The organism is Arthrobacter sp. NQ4 (assembly GCF_029077345.1).
Lineage (GTDB): Bacteria > Actinomycetota > Actinomycetes > Actinomycetales > Micrococcaceae > Arthrobacter.
The window spans coordinates 76,572-100,458 of the sequence record NZ_JARETC010000005.1; the positions used below are offsets into that span (position 1 = coordinate 76,572).

The 23,887-nt window shown below is 67.1% G+C and carries 21 protein-coding genes, 1 tRNA gene and 1 riboswitch; of the genes, 10 read left to right on the forward strand and 12 right to left on the reverse strand.

Going from position 1 to position 23,887, the window contains the following annotated elements:
- Nucleotides 1-307 precede the first annotated feature (307 nt).
- Nucleotides 308-1,228, reverse strand: a complete 921-nt coding sequence (locus tag PUN51_RS10755) for a hypothetical protein (RefSeq protein ID WP_275180912.1) — start codon at nucleotides 1,226-1,228, stop codon at nucleotides 308-310.
- A gap of 226 nt (nucleotides 1,229-1,454) precedes the next feature.
- Between PUN51_RS10755 and PUN51_RS10760 the strand changes: the two genes are divergently transcribed.
- From PUN51_RS10760 to PUN51_RS10785, 6 genes are all read left to right on the forward strand, one after another.
- Entirely contained in the window at nucleotides 1,455-2,195 is a 741-nt protein-coding gene (locus tag PUN51_RS10760) for a response regulator transcription factor (protein WP_159632959.1), read from the forward strand.
- A 12-nt stretch (nucleotides 2,196-2,207) separates the two neighbouring features.
- Nucleotides 2,208-3,683: a sensor histidine kinase gene (locus PUN51_RS10765; RefSeq protein WP_275180913.1), complete on the forward strand. Its 1,476-nt coding sequence runs from the start codon at nucleotides 2,208-2,210 to the stop codon at nucleotides 3,681-3,683.
- Nucleotides 3,684-3,757: 74 nt separating this feature from the next.
- Nucleotides 3,758-5,101: a glycosyltransferase gene (locus PUN51_RS10770; RefSeq protein ID WP_224024906.1), complete on the forward strand. Its 1,344-nt coding sequence runs from the start codon at nucleotides 3,758-3,760 to the stop codon at nucleotides 5,099-5,101.
- The gene (locus tag PUN51_RS10775; RefSeq protein WP_275180914.1) at nucleotides 5,098-7,209 is read left to right on the forward strand and encodes a glycosyltransferase family 39 protein; all 2,112 of its coding nucleotides are present in this window, start codon (nucleotides 5,098-5,100) and stop codon (nucleotides 7,207-7,209) included. Before PUN51_RS10770 ends, PUN51_RS10775 begins: the two co-directional genes overlap by 4 nt.
- Nucleotides 7,210-7,215: 6 nt before the next feature.
- Nucleotides 7,216-9,327 (forward strand): ArnT family glycosyltransferase, encoded by a 2,112-nt coding sequence (locus PUN51_RS10780; RefSeq protein ID WP_275180915.1) that lies wholly within the window; start codon nucleotides 7,216-7,218, stop codon nucleotides 9,325-9,327.
- A gap of 241 nt (nucleotides 9,328-9,568) precedes the next feature.
- A riboswitch (cyclic di-AMP (ydaO/yuaA leader) is annotated at nucleotides 9,569-9,730 on the forward strand.
- A 5-nt stretch (nucleotides 9,731-9,735) separates the two neighbouring features.
- On the forward strand, nucleotides 9,736-10,455 hold the full coding sequence (locus tag PUN51_RS10785; protein ID WP_275180916.1) for a hypothetical protein: 720 nt from the start codon (nucleotides 9,736-9,738) through the stop codon (nucleotides 10,453-10,455).
- 218 nt (nucleotides 10,456-10,673) lie between these two features.
- On the opposite strand, the gene PUN51_RS10790 is transcribed toward PUN51_RS10785, so the two are convergent.
- From PUN51_RS10790 to PUN51_RS10800, 3 genes are read right to left on the reverse strand one after another with little or no spacing between them, the layout of a single operon-like run.
- Complete coding sequence (locus PUN51_RS10790; RefSeq protein WP_224024899.1) at nucleotides 10,674-11,123, reverse strand: glyoxalase superfamily protein; 450 nt, start codon at nucleotides 11,121-11,123, stop codon at nucleotides 10,674-10,676.
- A gap of 44 nt (nucleotides 11,124-11,167) precedes the next feature.
- The gene (upp, locus tag PUN51_RS10795; protein ID WP_141158139.1) at nucleotides 11,168-11,803 is read right to left on the reverse strand and encodes a uracil phosphoribosyltransferase; all 636 of its coding nucleotides are present in this window, start codon (nucleotides 11,801-11,803) and stop codon (nucleotides 11,168-11,170) included.
- Nucleotides 11,804-11,815: 12 nt separating this feature from the next.
- Nucleotides 11,816-12,640: a phosphatase PAP2 family protein gene (locus PUN51_RS10800; protein WP_275180917.1), complete on the reverse strand. Its 825-nt coding sequence runs from the start codon at nucleotides 12,638-12,640 to the stop codon at nucleotides 11,816-11,818.
- 55 nt (nucleotides 12,641-12,695) lie between these two features.
- Here PUN51_RS10800 and PUN51_RS10805 point away from each other — a divergent pair, with 55 nt between their 5' ends.
- Nucleotides 12,696-13,244: a nucleoside deaminase gene (locus PUN51_RS10805; protein ID WP_275180918.1), complete on the forward strand. Its 549-nt coding sequence runs from the start codon at nucleotides 12,696-12,698 to the stop codon at nucleotides 13,242-13,244.
- Here PUN51_RS10805 and PUN51_RS10810 read toward each other — a convergent pair.
- The 4 genes from PUN51_RS10810 to PUN51_RS10825 form a co-directional block, all read right to left on the reverse strand.
- The gene (locus PUN51_RS10810) at nucleotides 13,201-14,283 is read right to left on the reverse strand and encodes a glycosyltransferase family 4 protein (RefSeq protein WP_275180919.1); all 1,083 of its coding nucleotides are present in this window, start codon (nucleotides 14,281-14,283) and stop codon (nucleotides 13,201-13,203) included. The two genes, PUN51_RS10805 and PUN51_RS10810, sit on opposite strands and share 44 nt — an antisense overlap.
- 2 nt (nucleotides 14,284-14,285) lie before the next feature.
- Nucleotides 14,286-14,681 carry a 6-pyruvoyl trahydropterin synthase family protein gene (locus PUN51_RS10815; RefSeq protein WP_224024891.1) on the reverse strand — a complete coding sequence of 132 codons (396 nt, stop codon included), beginning with the start codon at nucleotides 14,679-14,681 and terminating at the stop codon, nucleotides 14,286-14,288.
- 3 nt (nucleotides 14,682-14,684) lie between these two features.
- Complete coding sequence (locus PUN51_RS10820; RefSeq protein WP_275180920.1) at nucleotides 14,685-15,725, reverse strand: zinc-dependent alcohol dehydrogenase; 1,041 nt, start codon at nucleotides 15,723-15,725, stop codon at nucleotides 14,685-14,687.
- A gap of 70 nt (nucleotides 15,726-15,795) precedes the next feature.
- Nucleotides 15,796-17,280 carry an HNH endonuclease signature motif containing protein gene (locus tag PUN51_RS10825; RefSeq protein WP_275180921.1) on the reverse strand — a complete coding sequence of 495 codons (1,485 nt, stop codon included), beginning with the start codon at nucleotides 17,278-17,280 and terminating at the stop codon, nucleotides 15,796-15,798.
- A 110-nt stretch (nucleotides 17,281-17,390) separates the two neighbouring features.
- Between PUN51_RS10825 and PUN51_RS10830 the strand changes: the two genes are divergently transcribed.
- Nucleotides 17,391-17,480: transfer RNA gene (locus tag PUN51_RS10830), tRNA-Ser, on the forward strand.
- A gap of 117 nt (nucleotides 17,481-17,597) precedes the next feature.
- On the opposite strand, the gene PUN51_RS10835 is transcribed toward PUN51_RS10830, so the two are convergent.
- Nucleotides 17,598-18,632, reverse strand: coding sequence for a zinc-dependent alcohol dehydrogenase family protein (locus PUN51_RS10835; protein WP_275180922.1), 1,035 nt, complete (start codon nucleotides 18,630-18,632; stop codon nucleotides 17,598-17,600).
- 176 nt (nucleotides 18,633-18,808) lie between these two features.
- Nucleotides 18,809-19,345 carry a GNAT family N-acetyltransferase gene (locus tag PUN51_RS10840; RefSeq protein ID WP_275180923.1) on the reverse strand — a complete coding sequence of 179 codons (537 nt, stop codon included), beginning with the start codon at nucleotides 19,343-19,345 and terminating at the stop codon, nucleotides 18,809-18,811.
- Nucleotides 19,346-19,533: 188 nt separating this feature from the next.
- On the opposite strand from PUN51_RS10840, the gene PUN51_RS10845 reads away from it, so the two are divergent.
- Entirely contained in the window at nucleotides 19,534-19,920 is a 387-nt protein-coding gene (locus tag PUN51_RS10845; RefSeq protein ID WP_275180924.1) for a DUF7793 family protein, read from the forward strand.
- Nucleotides 19,921-19,931: 11 nt separating this feature from the next.
- Here PUN51_RS10845 and PUN51_RS10850 read toward each other — a convergent pair whose 3' ends face one another.
- Nucleotides 19,932-20,495: a hypothetical protein gene (locus PUN51_RS10850; protein ID WP_159632993.1), complete on the reverse strand. Its 564-nt coding sequence runs from the start codon at nucleotides 20,493-20,495 to the stop codon at nucleotides 19,932-19,934.
- A 424-nt stretch (nucleotides 20,496-20,919) separates the two neighbouring features.
- Here PUN51_RS10850 and PUN51_RS10855 point away from each other — a divergent pair, with 424 nt between their 5' ends.
- On the forward strand, nucleotides 20,920-21,540 hold the full coding sequence (locus PUN51_RS10855; RefSeq protein ID WP_275180925.1) for a Rho termination factor N-terminal domain-containing protein: 621 nt from the start codon (nucleotides 20,920-20,922) through the stop codon (nucleotides 21,538-21,540).
- Between the two features lie 65 nt (nucleotides 21,541-21,605).
- On the opposite strand, the gene PUN51_RS10860 is transcribed toward PUN51_RS10855, so the two are convergent.
- Nucleotides 21,606-23,885 (reverse strand): gluconokinase, GntK/IdnK-type, encoded by a 2,280-nt coding sequence (locus PUN51_RS10860; RefSeq protein ID WP_275180926.1) that lies wholly within the window; start codon nucleotides 23,883-23,885, stop codon nucleotides 21,606-21,608.
- Nucleotides 23,886-23,887 lie beyond the last annotated feature (2 nt).

Here is a 23,887-nt window from a genome sequence, read left to right on the forward strand (position 1 = left end):
AAGTAACAATGGACCGAATCGTCCGCATTGTGAGACAGATCCGGAAATTGTGCTGCATGTCACTATTTCGGCAGCGGGGATGATTTGGGACACTCGAATCGGCAAGCGGCCGAAATTTGATGCTTTTCAGAAGAATCTTCGCTGATATCGCAGATTACCGAATGTGTCCGAAATTCAACCGTTTGACGTGGAATCAGCCCGGACCTCTGCGGCGTGTCCAACCGGCGTCCTGCCCCCAGCAGATTTTTTTGCCCGCGAGTGCCGCTGAGCCGGAGGCAGGACAGTCCAACATCGTTTCAGGCCGCCGTCAGTTACTGCTGGTGCCCTGGCTGGGGGTGGTGGCGGTGGTGGCTGCGGCCAGCTGGATGGTCTCGGCAGTGTAGGTGTCCGAATTCTTCAGGGCGGTGACCCGGACGCTGGCGCCTGCGGTCACATTGGAGAGGCTGAGCGTGGTGCCGGTGGAACCTCCGCCCCGCTGCCGCATCCCCTGGGTCACCTGGACGTCTGATCCGACGGCGTAGGTCCGGGAAAACCCGTCCTCACTCTTTACGGTCATGGACGTGCCGGAGATCTCGGTGACGGTGCCGGCCTGCCCCGCCATGGTGACGTAGCTGGAGCCCTGGAGGACAACGTATTCGGAGTGGACGGCTGCGTTGAGCCCTGCCGAGCCCATCCCCAGGCCACCAGGCCCGCCGTCCATTCCCATGCCGCCGTCCATGCCACCTGCCATGCCGCCACCCGTGCTGCTTTGGCCGTCCGGACCGGTCATGCCGCCCTGGCTCCCCGGGCCGAACTGGCCCATGGCACCCGTGCCGCCCTGGGCATTGTTCGCTGAAGCCGTTCCGCTCCCGTTTCCGGCAGCATAGGCGCCGGCACCGGCTGCCGCTGCCACCACCACCGCAATGCCACCCACCAGGAGGCCCTTCTTCGCGGTCCAGTTCCCTTTCCCTGCCCGGGTCGAATCAGTGGGTGCGTACTGCCGGGGTGCGCCCCATCCCATGCCGGAGTCGGGCACCCGGCCCTGCTCCGTCGTCGTACCCCACGCTGCAGAAGGCGAACCGGGAACGGGGGCGTTCCAGCCCTGCGCGGCACCGTCGCGGGCGGCACCATCTGCCGCGCCTTCCCACACCGGGGCCGGTTGGCCCGGCTGCTTTCGGCCTTCTGCGGACGGGTCCGCCTGGCCGTTGTGGCCTGCTGCCCCGGGGTAGGCGTTGTCTTGCTGTTCCATGGCTTTCTCCAAAAAGTCGTCGGTGTTAGTGGTGGTCCTGTTGTCCCAACAGGCTGTGCCGCTTTGCTGTGCAGGGGCTGTGCGGCGGACCAAGCCTGGCTGTGACCTGACAGGGCCCCAGCCAAGCCGCCACCTCGCCGGGGTCACAGGTGGCTAGGCTGGAGCTCACAGCCGGAACACAGCAACGTCAAAGCATCGGCAAACCGACAGATCGGAGAGTTGTCCCATGGCATCCCCGCACCCCATGACCAACAACCTTCCCCAGCTCACCCATCCGGACGGTTCCCCGATCCGCGCCCTGGTGGTGGATGACGAGCCCAGCCTGTCGGAACTGATGAGCATGGGCCTGCGCATGGCAGGCTGGTCGGTGGCCGTGGCCGGCGACGGGCCCACTGCCGTGAAGCTCGCCAAGGACTTCCACCCGGACGTCCTGGTGCTCGATGTCATGCTGCCAGGGTTCGACGGCGTGGAGCTGCTGGGCAGGATCCGCGCCTTCGCGCCGGAGGTCCCCGCGCTTTTCCTGACGGCCAAGGACGACGTCCAGGACCGCATCGTGGGGCTGGCAGCCGGCGGGGACGACTATGTCACCAAGCCCTTCAGCATGGAGGAAGTCCTGCTCCGCCTGCACCGCCTGGTCCAGCGTTCCGGGGTGGCCGCCATGGACACCGCCGAGCTGGTGGTGGGCGACCTGGTGCTCAACGTGGACACCCGGGAAGTCACCCGTGCCGGGGACGACATCCAGCTGACGGCCACCCAGTTCGAACTCCTCCGCTACCTGATGGAAAACCCAAAACGCGTGGTCAGCAAAGCCCAGATCCTTGACCACGTGTGGGATTACGATTTCGGTGGCCAGGCAAACATCGTGGAACTGTACATCTCCTACCTGCGCAAGAAGATCGAAGCGAACCATCCGCCGATGATCCACACCGTGCGTGGCGCGGGCTACGTCATCAAGCCCGCCGACTAGACGGGGAAACGCGTGTCTCTTTCCGGTGTCCCCCGGCCTGCCGGCCGCTCCTGGTTCAACCCCTCAACCTGGCACCTCCGCACCCGGCTGATCCTGCTCTCCATGGCCCTCCTGGTGGCAATCTCCAGTGCGATCGGCGTGGTCAGCTATGCCTCCATGGATGTGGTCCTCACCAACCAGCTGGACGCCCAGCTGAAGCTGGCATCCCGCGGCCGGCCGCCGGAAGGCAACCCCTCCGGCCGTCCCGACCCCCTCGACGCACGCGGACAAAGCGTGGGAACGCTCAATGCAAGGGTGGTGGGCGGACAGGTCAGCCGGGAAGCGGGCTTCCTCTCCTCGGACGCCACCCGCACAGCCCTGACCCCCCGGGACGCGGCCACCCTGCAGGCACTCCCCCACGACGGCATGCCGGTGGACCGTGAGCTGTCCAACGGCGACTACCGGCTGATGGCAACCGAAACCCCATACGGCGACGTGGTGATCACCGGCCTGCCACTGGCAACGAAACAAAGCACCGAGGCCTCGCTGGTCCTGACCATGGTGCTGGTTTCGCTGGGCGGCCTGGTCCTGATCGGGCTGGCCGGCACTGCCCTGATCCGCCGGACCATGCGGCCGCTGGAACAGTTGTCCGACGTCGCCACCAAAGTGTCCAAGCTCCCCCTGGACGCCGGTGAGGTTGCGCTCGCTGTCCGCGTGCCGCCCTCTGCGGCGCATCCCACAACCGAGGTGGGCAGCGTGGGCCACGCCCTGAACCTGATGCTGGACAACGTCTCCAGTGCGCTGGAAGCACGCCAGCGGAGTGAGACGAAGGTGCGCCAGTTTGTTGCCGACGCCTCCCATGAACTTCGAACACCGCTGACCGCCATCCGCGGGTACACCGAGCTGATGCGCATGACCGAACCCCTGACCGAGGACGGCCAGAAGTCGCTGGGGCGGGTTCAAAGCCAGTCGGAGCGCATGACCGCGCTGGTGGAGGACCTGCTGCTGCTGGCACGGCTGGATGAGGGCAAGGCAACCAAGGCCACCGACGTGGACCTGACCCAGCTGGTGGTGGAAACCGTCAGCGACGAAAAGGTCATGGCCCCGGACCACGCGTGGCAGCTGCAATTGCCCGACGAACCCGTCACGGTCCGCGGGGACACCACTCAGCTCCACCAGGTGCTGGCCAACCTGCTCTCCAACGCCCGCAAGCACACCCCGGCCGGGACCACCGTGACCACCGGCGTGATGCGCTCGGCCGACGGCAGTGTGGTGGTCACGGTCGCCGACGACGGGCCCGGCATCCCGGCCGAATTCCAGGGCAGCATCTTCTCGCGCTTCACCCGGGCCGATGCCGCCCGTTCCGGCTCCGAGGGTTCTTCAGGGCTGGGTCTGTCCATTGTCGAATCGATTGTCATGGCCCACGGCGGCACCGTGGAACTGGTGTCACGTCCGGGCAGGACCGAGTTCGCGGTCCGCCTTCCGGCGGCCGGGCCCGCGCAGCCCTGAAGCGTCCTGACTTACACAGCCGCGTCACAGGTTGTGCCTAAAGCCTTCAAATCAGGCGGCGCCACTCTTGATGCATGACGCTCACCGACCACACTTCAGGAACCCTGCAGGACGCCGCGGTGGCGCCGCCGGGCCTTCCCTCCCCGGGACGTGCCGTACGGCGCGCCCCCGTGGACACCCGCACCGCAGTCCCCGTCCTTGATGTCACCATCCCCGTCTTCAACGAGGAGCGCGACCTTGAGGAATGCCTCCGCAGGCTCCACGGACACCTGCGCGACACCTTTCCGCACAGCTTCCGGATCACCGTGGCGGACAACGCCAGCACGGACGGGACCCTGACGATCGCCGAACGGCTGGCCCGCGAGTTCCCGGAGGTCGCCGTGGTCCACCTCGATGAGAAGGGCCGGGGGAACGCGCTGCGCAAGGTATGGCTCGCGTCCCCGTCGCCGGTCCTGGCCTACATGGATGTGGACCTTTCCACCGACCTGGCAGCCCTGCCCCCGTTGCTGGCCCCCCTGATTTCCGGCCATTCCGACCTTGCAATCGGCACCCGGCTGACCCGCAACTCCCGGGTTGTCCGCGGACCCAAGCGGGAGTTCATCTCGCGCAGCTACAACCTGATGCTCCACTCGCTGATGGCAGCCCGGTTCAGTGACGCCCAGTGCGGGTTCAAGGCCATCCGGGCCGACGTCGCGCAGCAGATCCTCCCCTACACCGTTGACAATTCCTGGTTCTTCGACACCGAGCTGCTGGTCCTGGCTGAGCGCTGCGGCCTGCGCGTCCACGAAGTTCCCGTGGACTGGGTCGACGATCCCGACTCCAGCGTGGACGTGGTCCGCACGGCGCTGGCCGACGTCCGCGGAATGGCCCGGCTCACCAGGGACCTGGTCTACGGCCGCATCCCGGTTCCGGAACTGCGCGCCGCCCTTGCCAGGGGTCCGCTCCCGGCGTCGTCCCGGGCTGGCGAACAGACCCGCGGCAGCAGCCTCTTCGGCCAACTGGTCCGGTTCGCCGCCATCGGCGCGGCCTCAACGCTGGCCTACCTGCTGATCTTCCTGTTCTGCCGGGGTTTCATGGATCCGCAGCTGGCCAACTTCCTGGCCCTGCTGGTCACGGCCGTGGCCAATACCGGGGCCAATCGGCGCTTCACGTTCGGGATCCAGGGCGGAAACCCGGTCCGGCACCATTTTGAGGGTTTGATTGTGTTCGGCATCGGCCTGGTGCTCACCTCCGGGGCGCTCGCCCTGGTCCACCGGACCACGACGCCCGACCGGTGGATGGAAGTCCTCACCGTGGTCGCGGCGAACCTGGCGGCCACGGCAGTGCGGTTCCTGCTGTTCCGGCTCTGGGTCTTCCGGGGAGCCGGCACCAACAAGACAACCCACGCCACCACCTCCACAGAAACGGGTGCACCATGACCTCCACCATCTCACCGGCAGGCGCCGGCTCAACTGCCGCACCGCTGCCCGCAAACGCCGGTGGGCCGGCCACTGCCACAGGAGCTCCACAACCCACCCCGCGCTGGACGCGCTACGCGTTCGGCAGCCAACCGCGCTGGGTGCGCCCCTCGGCCGCCGCGCTCCTGGTGGCCACGGCGGTCCTGTACCTGTGGAACCTTGCAGCGACCGGCTACGGGAACTCGTTCTACGCCGCCGCCATCCAGGCGGGCACCAAGGACTGGACCGCGTTCCTCTTCGGATCGCTCGACGCCGGAAACGCCATCACGGTGGACAAGCCCCCGGCGGCACTGTGGATTCCAGCCCTGGCGGGCCGCATGTTCGGATTCTCGTCCCTCAGCATGCTGGTGCCCGAGGCACTCATGGGCGTGGCCGCCGTCGGCGTCCTCTACCTGGCGGTCAAGAGGGTCTCAGGACCGGCCGCAGGCCTGCTGGCCGGCGCCGCGCTGGCGCTGACGCCCGTGGCTGCGCTCATGTTCAAGTTCAACAACCCCGACGCCATGCTCACCCTGTGCCTGGTGCTGGCGGCATACTTCACCATCCGGGCCACCGAACGGGCTGGCTGGAAGTGGCTTGTTGCGGCCGGAGCCGTGATCGGACTGGCTTTCCTCACCAAGATGCTGCAGGGCTTCCTGGTCGTTCCGGCGCTGGGACTGGCCTACCTGTGGGCCGCCCCTACCCCGATCGGCCGCCGGTTGGCACACCTCGTGGGCGCACTGGGAGGCATCATCGTGGTGGCCGGCAGCTACATCGCCCTCTTCCAGCTGACACCGGCTTCAGCCCGCCCGTATATGGCCGGGTCCACCACCAACAGCTTCCTGGAGCTGACTTTCGGCTACAACGGCCTGGCCCGCATCACCGGCTCGGGTGAAGGCATGCCCGGCGGCGGAGCAGGCGGAGCGGCCGGCGGGCCCGGCGGCAGTTTCGGCGGCGGCAACAGTGGATTCGGCGGGGCTGCTGGCCTGCTGCGGATGTTCGGGACGAGCTTTGGCGGCGAAGTGTCATGGCTGCTGCCCGCCGCCCTCGTCCTGCTGGTTGCCGGCCTCTGGTTCACCCGGCGGGAAGCCCGCACCTCGATGGACCGCGCGTCGCTGATCCTGTGGGGCGGCTGGCTCCTGGTCACCGCGGGTGTGTTCAGCTTCATGAGCGGCATTGTCCACCCCTACTACTCTGTGGCGCTGGCACCGGCGATGGCGGCACTGGTGGGAACCGGTGCCGTGGAACTCTGGCGCGGCCGGGCGTCCTGGCCTGCCAGGATTGTCCTCGCCGCAACGGTCCTGGGCACCTCCATCTGGTCGGCTGTCCTCCTGGGCCGCGACGCGTCCTGGCTCCCCTGGCTGCGCATCGTCGTCATCGTCCTTGGCGTCCTTGCCGCCGCCGGCCTGCTGCTCCGCGTTGACGGCCTCGGCACCGCCGGACGGTTCCGGCGCGCGGGCGCTGCCGCCGTCGTCGTCGTATCCCTCCTGGCCGGAGGACTCGGGGCGGGTGCCTGGACCGTGGCCACCGCAGCGTCCGCGCATTCGGGTTCCATTCCGACGTCGGGGCCTGCAGGTTCGGCGGCAGGCGGCTTTGGGAACCGGGCAGCTGGTTTCCGCGGCGACCGCACCGGCGGTACGGACGCCGCCACCGGAACCGACAGGTTTGACCCCGCAAACGGGTTTGACCCCGCAAACGGAATGGGCGGCGCAGCCGACGGCGCCGGTGGTCCCGGCGGGGCCGGCGGCCCCGGTGAGGGAACTGCCGATGCCGCAGTGACCGCGCTGCTCTCCTCCACCACCACGAAGTGGTCCGCGATCGTCTCCGGCGCCAGCCAGGCAGCAAGCCTGGAACTTGCCACGAACACCAACGTCATCGCGCTCGGCGGCTGGAACGGCGGGGATCCATACCCCACGCTCGCCCAGTTCCAGGACATGGTGTCCAAGGGTGAGATCGGATATTACATCCAGGGCGGCGGCATGGGTGGCGGGATGGGCGGCCGGGGCGGCAACCCGGAGGTGGCGGCCTGGGTGCAGGCCAACTTCCAGGCCCAGACCGTGGGCAATTCCACTGTCTACGACCTGGCCAAGTAGCCCGCCATGGCCAGCCCCTACTTCAGCTCCATGACTTCAAGCCCAACAACCGGGTCCACGCGCGCCCGCCTGCATCATGCGTCGGGAGGGGGCGGGGCCACCACGGCCCGGGGGACCAGGCCCGGCAGCCGGAGCCGGGATCCCCTGGGCCGCCGGCGGAACCTCGAACTGGCAGCGGTGCTGGCGGGCACGGCGGCGCTGTACTTATGGAATCTCGGGGCGTCCGGCTGGGCCAACGCCTTCTACTCCGCCGCGGCCCAGGCGGGTTCGCAGGACTGGACGGCCTGGTTCTTCGGTTCCTCGGACGCCGCCAACTCCATCACGGTGGACAAGCCGCCGGCCTCCCTGTGGGTCATGGGGTTGTCGGTCCGGCTGTTTGGGCTGAACCCGTGGAGCATCCTGGTTCCGCAGGCGCTGATGGGCGTAGCGGCCGCCTGGCTGCTCTACCTGTCCGTGCGCCGGACCGCGGTGCATGCCACCGGAGATGCCACCACTGCCCACCGGGCGGGCTTGCTGGGAGCCGCGGTGTTGGCCCTCACCCCGGTTGCCACGCTGATGTTCCGGTTCAACAACCCGGATGCCTTGCTGGTGCTGCTCATGACGGCGGCCGCGTACGCGGTCCTCCGCGCGGTCCAGGAGGACCGGTTGCGCTGGTTCCTGCTGGCCGGGGTGTTCCTGGGCTTTGGGTTCCTGGCCAAGCAACTGCAGGTCCTGCTGGTGGTTCCCGGTTTTGCCGTGGCCTACGCGGTTGCGGGGCCGGGCAGGCTGGGCCGGCGCCTGCTGCGGCTGGCCGCGGCCGGGGCGGCGATGGTGGTTTCCGCGGGCTGGTGGCTCGTGGCCGTGCAGCTGACGCCGGCCGGCATGCGGCCCTACATCGGCGGTTCGCAGGACAACTCCATCCTGGAGCTGACCCTCGGCTACAACGGACTGGGCAGGCTGACGGGCGACGAAACGGGCAGCGTGGGCGGCGGCAACGGCTGGGGCGTTCCGGGCCTGTTCCGGATGTTCAACAACGAGTTCGGTGGCCAGATCGCCTGGCTGCTGCCTTCCGCCCTGATCCTTGCGGCCGGCCTGCTGTGGGTCGGCCGGCGGGCACCGCGGACGGATCCGGTGCGCGCGTCCGTGCTGGTCTGGGGCTCCTGGGTGCTGGTGACCGGCCTGGTGTTCAGCTTCATGGCGGGCATCATCCACCCCTACTACGCCGTGGCGCTGGCGCCGGGCATCGCCGGGCTGACCGGCCTGGGCGCAGTCCTGCTGTGGCAGCACAGGCAGCAGGCGGCCGCCGCAATCGTGCTCGGGGCCGCAGTGGCCGCGGCAGCCCTGACGGCATTCTCCCTGCTGGGCACCACCTCGGCCTACGGTCCGTGGCTGCGCTGGGTGGTCCTTGCAGGCGGGCTGGCCGGGGCAGCAGGAGCGGGCTTCAGCAAGTTCCTGGGCATGCGTTCGGTGCAGCGGGCGACGGCGGCCCTGGCCATCACGGCGTCGCTCGCCGGACCGCTGGCCTACTCCATCTCCACGGCGTCCACAGCGCACAGCGGGGCAATCGTCAGTGCCGGCCCCACGGCCGGCTTCGGCGCTGGGCCGGGCGGTGCTCCCGCCGGCGTCCGGAACAGCCGGAACGGGTCCGGCCCGAACAGCACCGGCGGTTCAAGTATTGCGGGACAGGGGAACACCAACCAGGGCAGTGCGGGGCAGGGCTTCCGGCAGCCAAACGCCCAGGGCGGCGCGGGCTTCGCGGGTGGCCGCGGGGGTGGCGTGGGTGGCCTCCTGGGTGCCCCCACGCCGTCGGCTGACCTGGTCGCCGCGCTCAAGAGCAGCGCCTCAAGCTACACGTGGGCCGCGGCCGTGGTGGGCTCCAACAACGCCGCAGGTTACCAACTGGCAACGGAGCTGCCGGTCATGGCGGTGGGCGGCTTCAACGGCACCGACCCCTCCCCCACGTTGGCGCAGTTCCAGGACCTGGTAGCCCGGGGAGAGATCCATTACTTTATCGGTGGCGGAGCCATGCGCTCCACCACCGGTTCGGACGCTGCCACCCGGATCGCGGAGTGGGTGGCAGCCAATTTCACGTCGCAGATCATGGGCGGCACTACGGTCTACGAACTGACCGGCCACTAGCGGAGGACGCCCCGGGGACCCGGCCTTGGGCTGCATGATGCTCTGGCACGCGAGTGCCCGGGGTGAATGGTGCCCGGGGGCCCGGCAGTCCATTACGGGGATACTCCCGGCGCAGTCAGACAACCCGACGCGCTGCCGGCCGTGACTTCCGTTACCTAAATGTGACTTTCATTTAATCTTCCTGTACCGTCGATTGGGTGCGGTCCCCGTTCGGGCCGCATATCCCGGGTTGACGCCAAGCTCTGCCGCTTCCCCGGATTTCCGATTGAGCAACGGCAGAGGCGGGGGACCCACCGTCCCGGGCAATGATTGCCCTTGGGGTTAAGCCAGTACGTGATTTTTCCGTACGGCCGGATGCCCTCATCCGAACCCGACAGCTAACTCCGCAGGTGTGAGAGGCGATCAATCATGTCCAAAAACACGGCAGAAGCACGCCTGCATGCCAAGGCTAAACATAAGGCCACGCAGCAGGCAAAGAAAACCACCCTCGGCCGCAGGGCCGGAATCCTCGCAGTATCCTGCGCGGTGCTGGTTGGGGTCGGCGCAGCCGGCCAGGCCACCAGCAGCATGGCCCCGGTGTCATCGACCCAGGCAACCCAGGCAGCGTCCGATGCCCAGATGAGCATCGAGAAGAGCGAGATCCGCTCCAACCCGGTGGAGAGCCCCGCTCCCGCCGCAATCGCAGTGGCGCCCCAGGCGGCGGAGCCCGCTCCCGCGGCCCCGGCACCCGCCGCCCCCGCGCCGGCCGCGCCAGCGCCTGCACCGGCACCTGCACCCGAGCCCGCCCCGGCTCCTGAGCCGGCACCCGCCGTCGCGGTCAACGACCCCGCTGGCGCCCAGGCCTACGCCGCCAGCCAGCTGGCCACATTCGGCTGGGGACCGGACCAGATGCAGTGCCTGCAGACCCTGTGGACCAAGGAATCCGACTGGACCACCACGGCCACCAATCCCAGCAGCGGGGCGTACGGAATCGTCCAATCCCTCCCGGCCGAGAAGATGGCCAGCTCCGGCGCGGACTACCTCACCAACTACCGCACCCAGATCAACTGGGGCCTGGATTACATCAAGAAGAGCTATGCCTCCCCGTGCGGTGCGCTCAACTTCCACCTGGCGCACAACTGGTACTAGGCACCGCTCCCCTGCGGCTGCGCGTCGAAGGACCACCCTCCGCGGAGCCTGCCCTGCATTGACCGCGGCCGACGGCGCGTCCCTGCTCTCCGCCGTCGTACGCCTTGGGCAGGGGCACAACAGAGCATTGCAGCATCACCACTGCCCGCATCCAAACGGATGCGGGCAGTGGTGTTTTAACCCCAGGCTGTCTTAACCCCGGGTTGAGCTGCAGTGCCCTATGGTGCGGACGTTAGGGTCGCGGTGGTTGGGGTTGCGGAGCCTGTGATTGCGGTGCTTTCGGTTGCGTCCGGCCCGGCGTTCCGCCACGGGATGTACTGGACGGACCACTTGTTGCCGTCCGGATCGGCGAAGTACACGAAGTGGCCCCACGGCAGCACTTCGATATCACTGACGTCCACACCGTTGTTCTTCAGGTGGTCGTGTGCGGCCTGGATGTCGTCCACCACCAGCTGCAGGTTTGACCCCGTGCCCGGAGTTGCGTCCACCAGCCCCTCCCCCAAACAGATGGAGCAGGCGGATCCGGGCGGCGTCAGCTGCACAAAGCGGATGTCGTCCGAAGGCCGCTCGTCATAGTCGGCGTTGAAGCCCACCCTGTTGACGTAGAAATCCTTGGCGCGGTCGACGTCGGACACGGGGACAAAGACAAGTTCGAGTTTCCAGTCCATCCGCACAGGCTAGCGGCGGTGATCCTGCCGGAAAAGGGGGAAGGCTACCCTGCGATGCCGTACAGGCGGTCGCCGGCATCGCCCAGGCCGGGAACGATGTAGGACTTCTCGTTGAGCTTCTCGTCGATGGAGGCCAGGACGATGTGCACGTTCGCGTCGCCCAGTTCCTCCTCCAGCTTGGCCAGGCCCTCCGGGGCCGCCAGCAGGCAGATGCAGGTGACGTCGGACGCGCCCCGCTTGAAGAGGAACTTGATGGCCTCGCGCAGAGTGCCGCCGGTGGCCAGCATGGGGTCCAGGACGAATACCTGGCGGCCGGTCAGGTCCTCCGGCAGGCGCTCCGCGTAGGTGATGATGTCCAGCGTCTCCTCGTCCCGGGCCATGCCCAGGAAGCCAACCTCGGCGGTGGGGACCAGCTTGGTCATGCCCTCCAGCATGCCCAGGCCTGCGCGCAGGATGGGGACTACCAGCGGGGTGGGCTTGGTGAACGCCGTGCCAATGGTGGTGCTGACGGGGGTTTCGATGGTGACGGGCTCCGTGCGGACCTCCCGCGTGGCTTCGTAGGCCAGCAGGGTCACCAGCTCTTCCGTCAGCTGGCGGAAGACCGGCGACGGCGTGTTCTTGTCCCGCAGGACGGTGAGCTTGTGGGCGACCAGGGGGTGGTCAACAACGAGAGTACGCATCCCCCAAAACTATCATCCGGCGGTGTCCTTGTTGTGGCTGCCGTGGGCATGCTCGTTGCCGTCCCCGCCGTGGTGGTGCACTTCCTCTGCCACCACGTCACGGACGATCGGACGGTCGAACGACGGAGCCGCACCGGCGTGCTCCCGCCTGCGGACCAGGTGGAACAGCCTGTGGGCCAGGATCACCACGCCCACCCAGGTGAGGCCCAGCAGCCACCCTGCCATGACGTCCGTCAGCCAGTGGTGGCCTAGGAAGACGCGGCTGAGCCCCATGGCGATGATGAAGAGCGCGCCGGCCGTGATGGCGGTGACGCGCACCAGCATGGTGTTGAACTGGAGGCAGATGAGGTACACCACCAGGCTGATCACCACGGTGGTATTCAGGGTGTGGCCGCTGGGGAAGGAGGGTGAATCCTCGTAGGGGGGCACCGCGTCCGCATGGTCCGGGCGGGTGCGGCCCACCAGTTTCTTGCCAAAGGTGGTGGCCATAATGGAGACCCCCGCCGCACCGCCGATCAGGACGAGCGGGCGCCAGTTCCGGCTGAGGAACGTCAGCCAGGCGGTCAGGATACTGGCAAGGATGGGCATGCCGATGCCGCCGCCGATGTTGGTGAAGCCGGTCACGAACGCATCAAGTCCGGGGCTGCGCAGGCTCTCGGCCAGGGCCAGGGCAGGTTTGTCCAGGTTGGCCAGGCCGGCAGAATCCACCACGTTGTCGTACACCTCGGCACCCAGCAGTGCCAGGGACACGATGATGACGCCGCCCACAAGGATGGTGAGGACGAGCGCCGCGTAAGGTTTGAACCAGAGACCTAGCCGATCCCGAAGAGTGTCCATGGTGCCTCCCGGCATCCGTAAGTAACCTGAGTATCCCCGAAACTATCATTGAGCCATGCCGTTGCCCGAAAAGAAACATGATGCCTGGATGGGCCTTGCCCTGGCGGAAGCCCGCAGGGCACTCGCCACGGAGGATGTTCCCATCGGCGCCGTGGTGATAGGGCCCGACGGCGGGGTGCTGGGTTCCGGCCGGAACCAGCGGGAGGAACTGGGCGACCCTACGGCCCATGCCGAGGTGGTAGCCATCCGTGAAGCGGCGGCACGGCTGCAGGAACAGGCACGGCTCGACGGCGGCCGCGGCGACGGGTGGCGGTTGTCCGACTGCACGCTGGTGGTCACGCTGGAACCCTGCGCGATGTGTGCCGGAGCGATTGTCCTGGCCCGGATCCCGCGGGTGGTGTTCGGGGCGTGGGACGAGAAGGCCGGCGCCGCAGGCTCGGTGTTCGACATCCTCCGCGAACGCCGGCTCAACCACTGGGTTGAGGTGTATCCGGGAGTCCGCGAGGATGAGTGCGCCATGTTGCTGCGCGGGTTTTTCGCCGGGCACCGCGGAGCAGCCTCTAGTCCGGTTCCGCCAGCAGGGCCAGCACTCCCCTTGCCGTAGTACCCCAGTCCGGAAGGCGTGTCCGCGCCTCCAGCGCTGCTGCGCGCCAGCTTTCCCTCATGTCCGGGTCCTGCAGCCAGTGGCGCAGGACGCCGGCCAGCAGGCGCGGGCTCTCCTGACCACCTTCCGGAAGTGGCAGCGCTGCCCCGGGAAGCCGGGGTCCGCCGTCGGCCGCTGTTAATCCTGCCAGCCCCAGCGCCTCCACCGCCCCTGTCCCTTCACGGACCAGGACCGGGATGCCGCGGGCCAGGGACTCGGTGACGGCCATGCCGAACGCCTCCTGCCGTGACACCAGGAGGCTGAGATCAGTCCGCGCCCATTCAGCTTCCAGTGCTTCGCCGGCGAGCTCACCGGTGAACCGCACCCGTTCCTGCAGCGAATTCTCCATCATGGTGGCCCGGACTTCCCGCGCATAGTCGGAGTCTGCCTGGTCCGAGCCCACCAGGGACGCGGTCCAAGGGAGGTCCCGGACCAGGGCGAGTGCTTCCACCGCCAGCATCTGGTCCTTGTTGGGCAGCAAGGCGGCGACGACTGCCAGATGCGGAGGCGTGGAACCGCCGGCCTGGGCTGCGGGGTCGACTCCGGGCAGGGCGACGTGTGCCTGCGGAAGCCCTCTTTCGGTCAGGACAGATGCGGCCCAGGTGCTGGTGCAGATCACACCGGCTGCTGCGCTGAGCGCCCTGGCCTCGTCTGCCAGGGCTGATTCGCCTGAACTTTCCGGCACCGGCATATGCACCAGCACCCATGTTTCCTGTCCCGCCCGGGCCGCGGCTTCCAGCTCAGCCGGGGCACCAACGGCCACCAGCCCGTCGACGATTGCCACTGCCTGCCCGGGACCTCCCCCAGGTTCGCTTGCTTCGAGGAAGGTGCCCAGCCGGCGTCGTTCGGTGGTGCCGGCGTGCGGCCAGTCCCCCTCAACGCTGATGACGTCCACCGCGGCGCCAAGTTCCCGCAACCCTGACACCAGGCGGGCGTTGTAGACGTTGCCGCCTGAGCTGTGGCGGATGTTGCCGGGGACCAGCAGCCGGATGTGGCGCACGGTCAGGCGGTGAGGTCCAGGGAATAAGCGGCCCACGCGTCCGGATTCTCGCGCAGCGTGACGTCGAGGCCCGCGAGTTCGCGGCCGTCGTCGCTGTCCTTGATCCTGGCGGCGACTTCCTGGGCGATGTACTGGGCCAGCGCTTCCGTGGTGGTGAGCTTGCCGTCAAAATCCGGGTGCTCGTCGAGGTTGCGGTAGTTCAGGCCGGCCAGCACTTCCTCGATGATGGTTCCGGCGGCGCCGATGTCCAGGACGATCGCGTCATCGTTCAGGGCACGGCGACGGAAGGTCACCTCGGCGACGAAGGTCGCCCCGTGGAGTCCCTGGGCCGGGCCGAACGCTTCACGCGGAAGACTGTGGGCAATCATGAAGTGGCGGCGGACTGTCAGGCTGAACATGGGTTACCTCAAGTTTTCGGAGTCGTGGGCGGCTGGAGTGGGTGCTTGGTTGGTGGCGGGGTACTCAACGACGTGGCACAGCGCTTCCAGGGTGCCGTCCGCCAGGCTTTGGACGACGCCGGGCAGGTCCTCGAACTTGGAAGAGCCGGTCAGGAATGCGTCGAAGACGGGATCCTTCAGCAGGGACACTGCCAGATCCAGGCGGTCCGCATTGGTGCGGCGGTGGCGCCGGGCACGCGCCACCATGCCCACCTGGCTGGCCCTGATGGACAACCGCCTTGCGTGGAAATCCTCCCCCAGCGGGACAGTGACTTCCCGGTTGGCGTACCAGGACATTTCGATGACGTCGCCTTCGTCGCCGACCAGCTGCAGGCTGCGTTCCAGGCCTTCCTGCGAGGCCGAGCAGTGGAACACGATGTCGCAGTCGTCCAGGGCGTCGTCGGGGTGTGCAAAGTCCACGCCCAGGGTGTCAGCGAGTTGCTTCCTGCCCGGATCCAGGTCCACCAGCTGAAGGCGTTGCAGCGGGAAAGTGCGCAGGAGCGTGGCCACCATGCCGCCCACCAGGCCTGCACCGACGACGGCAACCCTGTCCCCGAGCCGCGGCCCGGCTTCCCACAGGGCGTTGACTGCTGTTTCCACCGTCCCGGTGAGGACCGCACGCCGGGAGGGGACGTCGTCGGGAATCCTGGTCAAGGACTCCACCGGAACCACGTAGAGGTCCTGGTGCGGGTTCAGGCAAAAGACGCGCTGGCCTTTCCACCCCTCGGGCCCTTCCTCCACGATGCCGACAGACAGGTAGCCAAATTTCACCGGGCCGGGGAACTGGCCTTCCTGGTGCGGGGCCCGCATTTCCTCTGCGACCCGTGGCGGCACTGCCCCGGCGTGGACCACCATTTCCGTGCCCTTGCTGATACCGGAGTAGAGGGCACGGACCAGCGCTTCGCCGGGGCCCGGGGCCGGCACGTCCTCGGTTCTGAGTTCGCCGTGCTCCTTGGCAGTGGTCCAGTATGCGGTTGCGTGGATGGGAGTCTGTGAATTTGTCATCTTGCTGATGAATCTAACCGGACGCGCAGGGACGGGGAAAGTCCGACGCCGCGTGGCAGGGTTCATTGCTTCACGAGACAAGGTGCTGGAGGAGCGCTTCTTCGAGGAGGCTGTGCTCTTTGGCAAGGCTCGGTTCTCCAGGCACCGCCCCTTCGCCCGGCATGATGTGCCCACCTGGCAGGTACCTTTCACCTTGCAGGAATCGCGAGGGCCAGCGTGGTGGTTCCCAGTCCTGGTGTTCGCTTTGGTAGTGGCGGCCGGTGGGTGAGGTCCAGCCGGGTGGTTCGTTCTTGGTGGCGGGGGTGGGTTTCCAGGCGGTGGTGTGGCGGAGTTTGTGGTGTTTCGGGCAGGGCTGTCCCAGGTTGCTGATTCCGGTGGTGCCGCCGTTGGCCCAGGCGAGGATGTGGTCGGCGTCGTTGTCCAGGGAGTTGTTGCTGCAGCCCGGGAACGGGCATTTGCCGTCGCGCATCCGCAGCCAGGCCCGCATGGCTTTGGTGACCCGGTAGCTTGTCCGGCCGATTTCCAGTGGTGCCCCGTCCCGCGGGTCCACCAGGACCCGGTAGAACGAGCCCGCACCCTCAGCGACGAGTGCCCTGGCCATTGACGGTGGGATGGGGCCGTACCCGTCCAGCATCGCCGGTTCATCGGTCTGGCCCAGCAGGGAGAACACCGGAACCGTGACCAGCACCTGCGCACGGATACCCGACGACGGCTGGTCGGTGCCGGCGCCGTTGCCGGTGCTGTTGCCGCCGTCAAGGAGAGCTGCGGTGAAGGTGTCGGCCCGGAGTTGGGGCATGCTGCGGGGCTCGTCCGGTCCCTGCATGCCCCGGGCGGCCGCGGTGAGCCGGTTCCACCCGGCCAGGGCCTGGTCCGCCGGCAGGTAGGCGGACAGCCAGGCCATCCCGTCCTGGTCCGGCCGGAACTCCACCCGCCGGTCAGCCACCCCTTTGGCGTGGCGTTGTTCGATGGACCCGGCCTGGTGGCGTTCCCGCCAAGTCCGGGCCTTGGCCTTGAACCGGTGCGCCGGCAACCCACCCACAGGGCACCCCCGCGCCCGGTCCGGGGCGTCCGGGTCCAGGAAATGCGCTTCCAACGCCGCAGCCCCATCAGGATCAAGGCACGCTGTCTCGTCCGCCATCACCACCGCGTGGCTCCAGGAAATCGCCCCGGCCTGCAACGCCTCCAACGTCCGCGGCAACGTCGCCGTCACCGCGTGCGAGGTGACCAGGAACGACGACGCCGCCCGCGGACCCAGGGCCAGCACACACCCGATCTCCGCCGCGACCGCCATCTCCTGCGCCCGCACCGGAACATCCGGCCCCGCAACGGCAGCGGCGCTCTCCACATACCCAACTGCCGCCTTGGCCTTCACCGCAGCAATCCCGGCCTCAACCTCACGGGACCCGGCCAGAATCTCCAGGCAACCATCCGCCAAACCAGCCAACGGGTCAGCCACAGAAAAAGGCACCGCACCGGCCCCATCCACCTCAGCATTCAGCACCGCAAGGGCAGCACGGATCTCCCCGAACGCCCTCACCACCGCTGCCTTCCCCATAAACCCATCATGACAAAGGGGTACGACAATCAAGACCGGCCGCCGCAGCACTGGCTGGTGGTACGCACGTTTTGGGGATGCAGGCCTTGCTCCGGTACCCTATTGAGGTTGGTGACGTGTCCGAGCGGCCGAAGGTGCAACACTCGAAATGTTGTTTGGTGTAAAAGCCAACGTGGGTTCAAATCCCACCGTCACCGCCAGATAGAAAGGCCCTGCTTCCCCTTTACAAGGGAAGCAGGGCCTTTCTTCATCCCGGGGAAAAGGTGCCCCCAGAAACGCCATGATGTGGACTACCGCTTTGGTCTGCGGAGAGAGCCTCAGCGGGTCGGATCGATCATCGTCATGCCCGCAACGTTGGCGGTATCAAGCCGGGGCAGCATTTCCGCAGCCTCCTCCAGACCAATCACGCGTTCGATCAACTTCTGCGGTTCGAGCGCTCCTGACTCAATCAAGGCGAGCATTCCGGGGTAGTCCGCAGCGGCCATCCCGTGGCTTCCGAAGACGTCCAGTTCCCACGCAATCACACGCGCCATGGGCACACGGGGGTGTCCTTCCACCGGCGGCAGGAGCCCGATCTGGACGTGGCGGCCCCGGCGGCGCAGGCTCAGGAGCGCGTCGGCGCACGTCTGCTCGCTGCCGACGGCGTCGACCGAGACATGGCTACCTCCCGTGAGCGCGTGCACCTGCGCCGGAATGTCTGAACCGTCTGCAACCAGGACGTGGTCCGCGCCGAGGCGCGCAGCCACCTCAAGGGCGGCCGGGTTCCGGTCAACAGCAATCACTTTGCCGCCGAGGGCCTTGGCGATCATGACGGTGCTGAGCCCCACGCCGCCTGCCCCGATGACGGTAACCCATTCATCGGCTTTCAGGCTGGCCCGGCCGGTCAGCGCACGGTAGGCAGTGGCGAACCGGCATCCCAGGCTGGCGGCTGCCTCGAAGCTGACGCCCTCGGGAATTGCCACGAGATTGGTGTCCGCCGCGTGGATCACCACCTGCCCGGCAAACGAACCCCAGTGCGTGAAGCCAGGCTGTTGCTGCTCCGGGCAAACCTGCGCGTTGCCGCTGAGGCACCACTCGCACGCGCCACAGCCCTCGACGAAAGGTGCGGTAACCCGGTCGCCGGCCGTCCACTTCGTCACTCCCGGGCCAACACTGGCAACGACACCGGCGAATTCGTGGCCCGGGACATGCGGCAGCGCTATATCGTCATGTCCTGCCCAGGCATGCCAGTCGCTGCGGCAGAGCCCCGTCGCAACGACGCTGATGACGACGCCGCCCACCGGCACCTCAGGCTCTCCAACCTCCCGGACGGCCAGCGGCCCTGCTATCTGGTCCAAGACAACCGCGCGCACATGACCTCCACATATTGACGTTGTGCCGCCCGCATCCTTGAGCGGCTCCGGCCGACATCTTCCCACGCGGCGCCGATGCGCTGAAAAACCTCCCCAAGATCACGCCCGGGCCGCGGCGTGACGCCGGGGGCCGTCGTCGGGCCTGTCCCAACCGCGCGCCCCAAAAGGCGCGGCGGTCAGAGAAGCCGCTGGTAGATGCGGTGATCCTGCCACTGGCCGGCGATCCGAAGGTAGGCGCGCGCGGTGCCGTAGGCCTCAAAGCCGTTCTTTTCGAGCACCCTCTGCGATGCCATATTGTGCACCAGGGTGGCTGCTTCGAGGCGGTGGAGGCCGAGCCCATCTTTCGCGATGTCGGTTGCCGCGGCCACTGCTGCCGTCATGAGCCCCCGGCCCTGGACAGACTGGGCGATCCAGTAGCCCAGGTGGGCGTTCTGGAAGGCGCCCCGGACGATCGAACTGAGCGTCAGGAGTCCCAGAATGCCGTCTCCACCAGCCAGCACCATGGAAAGCGCTGTGCCTGCGTCAAGGTCATCCCGCCTTCTCCTGATCAGCTCGCGCTGGCCTTCAACGGTATAGAACTCCTCTGCCCTGACCGGTTCCCACGGGGCAAGGTGGGAACGGTTGGCCTGGAGCGCCCCAGCCAGCGGTCCCGCGTCGGCAGCCTGCACGGGACGGAGAACGATGCCGTCAGCGAGTTCACAGGAGAAGTCCACTGGTTCAGGCTACACAGCCGGAAAAGCGCGCCGCCGAGGCCCACCACGTGTCCCGGGCCAGCACTTTGCCCCCGGCCAGCGATGAGCCCCTGCTGCCGCTGCACCAATTGTCATCACCATCAGGCAGAATGGGCCTGAATTAGTCCAAGCTCTGGAATACAAGTCCTCAATGAGAATCCAGGACGGGAATGAACGAATTCTTTACTGCTTCCTTCGACAAGGGCGTGCTGCGGTTGCAGTGGAGCCCCGAAGTCCTCATAACCTACGACATTGCCGTCCGGGCGGCGCGGGTCCTGGAAGGCCTCAGTGGCGGCCGGGTCCTGCCTCTTCTTGTTGACCTCGCGGGGGTTGCGGCATTGACGCCCGAGGCCAGGGCCGGGATGAACGCCTACCGCGGGTTCTCCGCCGTCGCCCTCATTGGCGATGGCCCGATGGGCAAGGTTGTGGCGGCGTTTTCCCAGCGGTCCCTGACTCCCACGGCATACTTCACCAACGGCCCCGATGCCCTGCACTGGCTTTCGGAGCAGGGCAACCGGACCGGCACGCCAGGCGGGGCGCTCCGCACCGACCGCTGAGGGCGCGGCTGTCACAGCTGTGCCGACGGCGGCGGCTTCCTTTGCGCGTCCCTTCCGGCGCGTTTTTTGATGCCCAGCAGCATGGCACGATCCATGACGAGGTAGCCCGGCCGAAGAACGAAATCCATCAGTCGAAGACCCCATGGCCGTCCGGGGCCGGACCGGGTGCGGAGCAGCAGCCTGGTCCCCGCGTCACCGGCATCATGGAGGACGAATTGCCAGGTCCCGGTGACCGTCCCAGGCGGCGCACCAGGGCTCAAGTCCAGAACCAGATGGCGGCAGCTCTCCATGTCCACCACACGCGGCCCGCTGCGTCCGCCCGGATAACCTTCCGGCGTGAAGGCAATGATGTCTCCCACCTGCAGGTCCTGCCACTCGGGGTGGATGCGGTCTGCATTCGTGACGCCCAAATGGAGCAGCCCGTTCTCCAGCCAGGTGTAGGAATACAGGCCCGCACGGTCCACCCCCATCTGCAGAAGCCATGGCCAGACTTCCTCCGGCGGGGCGGGGATGGTGACCGCCATGGTCTGCACTTCAGCCGGAGCGGGAATCAGTCCGTCGCCGGGAAGGGGCATCGATCTTTCCGGCTCCGTCGCTCCCCACGCGCCCAGGGTGCGGGGCAGGAGACCATGCGTAATGAAACCGGCCGCGGCAGCGAAGCCGAAAACCGCCGGCAACCAAGGACGGAAACCAGCGGAGCGCGAACCAGCAAAGCGCAAACCACCACTTGCCCGGTTCCCCCGCTGTGATGGCTTTACGGTAGCCAGGAAACCCGGCATCAGGCTGGTCATGGCGTCTCTCCTCCGCGATCGGATGCAAGGAGCATATGGACAGGGTTCCCCGGGGACCCAGAGTCCAAAGCCCTCCCCGTACCGGCGCCCACACTCCACGGCTGATATGCGCCCAATGCTTGACGGTCCCGTCCGGCACACGCTAGAAAGTAAGTAGCCTTATCATTTCCCAATGCTGCACAACCGTTCCGCAAAAGGAGGACATGCCATGAGCGACAAGCCGGGGAACCAGACCCCCAACACGCCTGATGTGAGTGAAACCGAACTGCGCAACAAGAAGGTGGACGAACTCCGCCAGGATGCCAAGCAGGAGCACATCGCCGGCGCTTCGGGCATGCGCAAGGAAGAACTTGTGAAAGAGGTGGCCCAGGCCCGGCAGGAGGACGCGGATAACGGCCGGGGCCGCAACAGCCGCTCCGGGGCGGACTACGCGGAAGACCTGGGAGCCGGCCCCGACGGCGGCAGGGTCCGCCATGGCGACGACTCGTCCAAGTCGTTGAAGTACTCGCAGGAAATTACGTCCACCGAGGAGGAGCCAGAGCGCGAAGGACGCAGCCTCGCGACCACACACCATGAGGTCATCAAGCAGTGGGCGGAAGAACGCGGCGGCGTTCCGGCGACTGTTGACGGCACGGAACACGGGGACCACCTGGGCGTCCTGCGCATCGACTTCAGGGAGAAGGACGCGAACCTTCGCGAAGTCAGCTGGGAGGAGTGGTTCAAGACGTTTGACGACCGCGGGCTCAACTTCATCTACCAGGAACAGAGGTCCGATGGGAGACAGTCCAACTTCTTCCGGCTGGAGAACCCGGAGCGGGAAGACGCCTAGGGGGACCCAGGCCTGACGCATAAAGGAGGCGCCACCACTGCGGTGGCGCCTCCTTCGGCTGGTTCCTATAGCCGGGTGTCGAAGGACCCGCAGAATACGTTGTCGTTGAACGTCCCCTGGAACACCGATTTGCCCTGGATCTTGTCCACGGCTGCCCGGATGGCTTCCCGGGTGCCCGCATGGGCGTGGATCGCCGTCTTGACCATGGGCACGTCGATCAGGTGGTTCGGCTGGTTGAGGGAGACGAACACCGTGGGCACTTCCGTGACATACCACGGGATTTCCGCTGCCATGGGCGATGACCACTTGATGCGGATGGCTGCCTCCTGCGCAAAGCCCTTGACGTTGGCGAAGACAAACGCAGCGTCGTACTTCTCCGCGTAGTCCCCCGTGGCTTCCTCGGAAATGATGGACATGAAGTTCACCCCGGTCTCCCCCGCTGCCTCGCGCTGCTCGGCGGTGCGGAACAGGTGCACGTCGAAACCGGCAGCTTCGAGTTCCTCCTTCACCACCTCCAGGTAAGCCAGCGGATCGGCACGGGTGAAGTCGGCGCCGCCGGAAATGCCGTACAAACGGATCCGGGGATGCGTCTTCGGGGTGATGGGCAGGTTGCCGGCGGTGTCCTTGACCAGGGTCACCGTCTTGTCCGCAATCTCGGCAGCCACCGAACGGTGCTCATCGGATCCAATGACCGCAAGCGCCTCGGCAGGCGGCACCATCTGGTCAGCGGGCTTCAGGTGCAGCCCCAACGACGCCTTCAGCCCAAGGATTCGCCGCAGCGCATCATGGAGCCGCTGCTCCGTGATGATCCCGGACTTGTAGCCGTCCAGCATGTACTGGAAGTCCTCGGCCGGGTTCCGGAAGAACAGGAACATGTCACAGCCGGCAGCGATGGTGGCCGGCACCAGGTCCCTGCGCTTTCTCGCCTGAGTGAGGCCGACCATCTGTGACGCATCGGTCAGCACCAATCCGTTGAAGCCGAGTTCGCCGCGCAGCAGGTCCTGCAGCAGTTCCGGGGACAACGTGGCGGGAAGGATCTCAGCATCGGAGAGGCCCGGCCGGAAGTGCCGGGAAACCTCCGGGGCCCCGATGTGGCCCACCATGATGGACTGCACGCCGTGCGCAATCATCTCCCTGTACACGTGGCCGTACGTCCGGTTCCACTCCTCATACGGGAGGGTGTTGTAGGACGTCACCACGTGCTGGTCGCGCTCGTCAATCCCGTCGCCCGGAAAGTGCTTCATGGCGCAGGCCGTGGGCGATTCACTGATGCCGTCGAAGTATTCCTTGGCGCGCTCCACCACGATTTCCGGAGTGTTCCCGAAGGAGCGCGTGGAGATGACGGTGTTCCGCCAGTTGTAGTGGATGTCCACGATCGGCGCGAACGCCCAGTTGCACCCCAGTGCCGCGGTTTCCACTCCGGCCACCTGCCCCATCTGCCGGGCGATGGCCTTGTCCGGGTGCGAGCCTGCCTGCAGGTGCGTGGACACGAACGTGCCGTCGTCGCAGCTGCCGGCTCCGCCCATCTCCGGGTTGGATGCAATCAGCAGGGGAATCCGGGTTTTGGACTGTGCGTAGCGGATGTGTTCCTGCACGGCGGCGGAGGGACCCGGGCGATACCTCATGCCGCCCACGTGGTAGTTTTCCAGCACGCCGTCGAGGTACGCGGGTGAGTAGTCGTTGTTGTGGTTGATGAACAGTTGCCCGATTTTTTCCTCGAGCGTCATGGCACCCAGGGTGCCTTCCACCCAGGCGATGGCGTCGGCGTCGAGATTGAACGGGGCGGCGGCAAGGTCGACGTCGAACTGCCGGGGAGCAGCGCCCTGCGCTGCCTTGGGTGAAGGTACGACGGCGGCGATCCCCTTGAGTGCCTGGGCCACCACCTCCGGGACGGGCGCGGCGATGTCCACTACGACCCCGCCCTCGTCCTCCTGCAGCGGTTCCAGGGTGGCGAGCTGTGAGTCCAGCAGCGTGGTGGGCATGAAGTGGCCCGATCTGCCTTCAACGCGCTGCGCGAGGACCTCCTTGCTGCCGTTCAGGTGCAGGAACACGGTGTCCGGAGCCTGCTCCCGGATGGCATCGCGGTAGCTGCGGCGCAACGCGGAGCAGGCCAGGACCAGTCCGCCATCGCCTGCCTTGGCCAACTCCGCGCCTACGGTTGCGAGCCAGGGCCAGCGGTCCTCGTCCGTCAGCGGGGTGCCGGCTGCCATCTTGGCCACGTTCTCCACGGGGTGGAGGGAATCGCCGTCGAGAAATGGGACACCCAGTTCGCGGGCCACGAGGTCCCCGATGGTGGTCTTGCCGCAGCCGGAAACACCCATGACGATGATGCGCTGCTTTGTCATTC

Excerpts from the sequence above, each read along its gene's own strand:
- PUN51_RS10755 (WP_275180912.1), bottom strand. The coding sequence starts at position 1,228 with ATGGAACAGCAAGACAACGCCTACCCCGGGGCAGCAGGCCACAACGGC.
- PUN51_RS10825 (WP_275180921.1), bottom strand. The coding sequence starts at position 17,280 with ATGGGGAAGGCAGCGGTGGTGAGGGCGTTCGGGGAGATCCGTGCTGCC.
- PUN51_RS10790 (WP_224024899.1), bottom strand. The coding sequence starts at position 11,123 with ATGGACTGGAAACTCGAACTTGTCTTTGTCCCCGTGTCCGACGTCGAC.
- PUN51_RS10780 (WP_275180915.1), top strand. The coding sequence starts at position 7,216 with ATGGCCAGCCCCTACTTCAGCTCCATGACTTCAAGCCCAACAACCGGG.
- PUN51_RS10850 (WP_159632993.1), bottom strand. The coding sequence starts at position 20,495 with ATGCCCCTTCCCGGCGACGGACTGATTCCCGCTCCGGCTGAAGTGCAG.
- PUN51_RS10815 (WP_224024891.1), bottom strand. The coding sequence starts at position 14,681 with ATGTTCAGCCTGACAGTCCGCCGCCACTTCATGATTGCCCACAGTCTT.
- PUN51_RS10860 (WP_275180926.1), bottom strand. The coding sequence starts at position 23,885 with ATGACAAAGCAGCGCATCATCGTCATGGGTGTTTCCGGCTGCGGCAAG.
- PUN51_RS10770 (WP_224024906.1), top strand. The coding sequence starts at position 3,758 with ATGACGCTCACCGACCACACTTCAGGAACCCTGCAGGACGCCGCGGTG.
- PUN51_RS10820 (WP_275180920.1), bottom strand. The coding sequence starts at position 15,725 with ATGACAAATTCACAGACTCCCATCCACGCAACCGCATACTGGACCACT.
- PUN51_RS10785 (WP_275180916.1), top strand. The coding sequence starts at position 9,736 with ATGTCCAAAAACACGGCAGAAGCACGCCTGCATGCCAAGGCTAAACAT.
- PUN51_RS10855 (WP_275180925.1), top strand. The coding sequence starts at position 20,920 with ATGAGCGACAAGCCGGGGAACCAGACCCCCAACACGCCTGATGTGAGT.
- PUN51_RS10775 (WP_275180914.1), top strand. The coding sequence starts at position 5,098 with ATGACCTCCACCATCTCACCGGCAGGCGCCGGCTCAACTGCCGCACCG.
- PUN51_RS10760 (WP_159632959.1), top strand. The coding sequence starts at position 1,455 with ATGGCATCCCCGCACCCCATGACCAACAACCTTCCCCAGCTCACCCAT.
- PUN51_RS10800 (WP_275180917.1), bottom strand. The coding sequence starts at position 12,640 with ATGGACACTCTTCGGGATCGGCTAGGTCTCTGGTTCAAACCTTACGCG.
- PUN51_RS10845 (WP_275180924.1), top strand. The coding sequence starts at position 19,534 with ATGAACGAATTCTTTACTGCTTCCTTCGACAAGGGCGTGCTGCGGTTG.
- upp (WP_141158139.1), bottom strand. The coding sequence starts at position 11,803 with ATGCGTACTCTCGTTGTTGACCACCCCCTGGTCGCCCACAAGCTCACC.
- PUN51_RS10805 (WP_275180918.1), top strand. The coding sequence starts at position 12,696 with ATGCCGTTGCCCGAAAAGAAACATGATGCCTGGATGGGCCTTGCCCTG.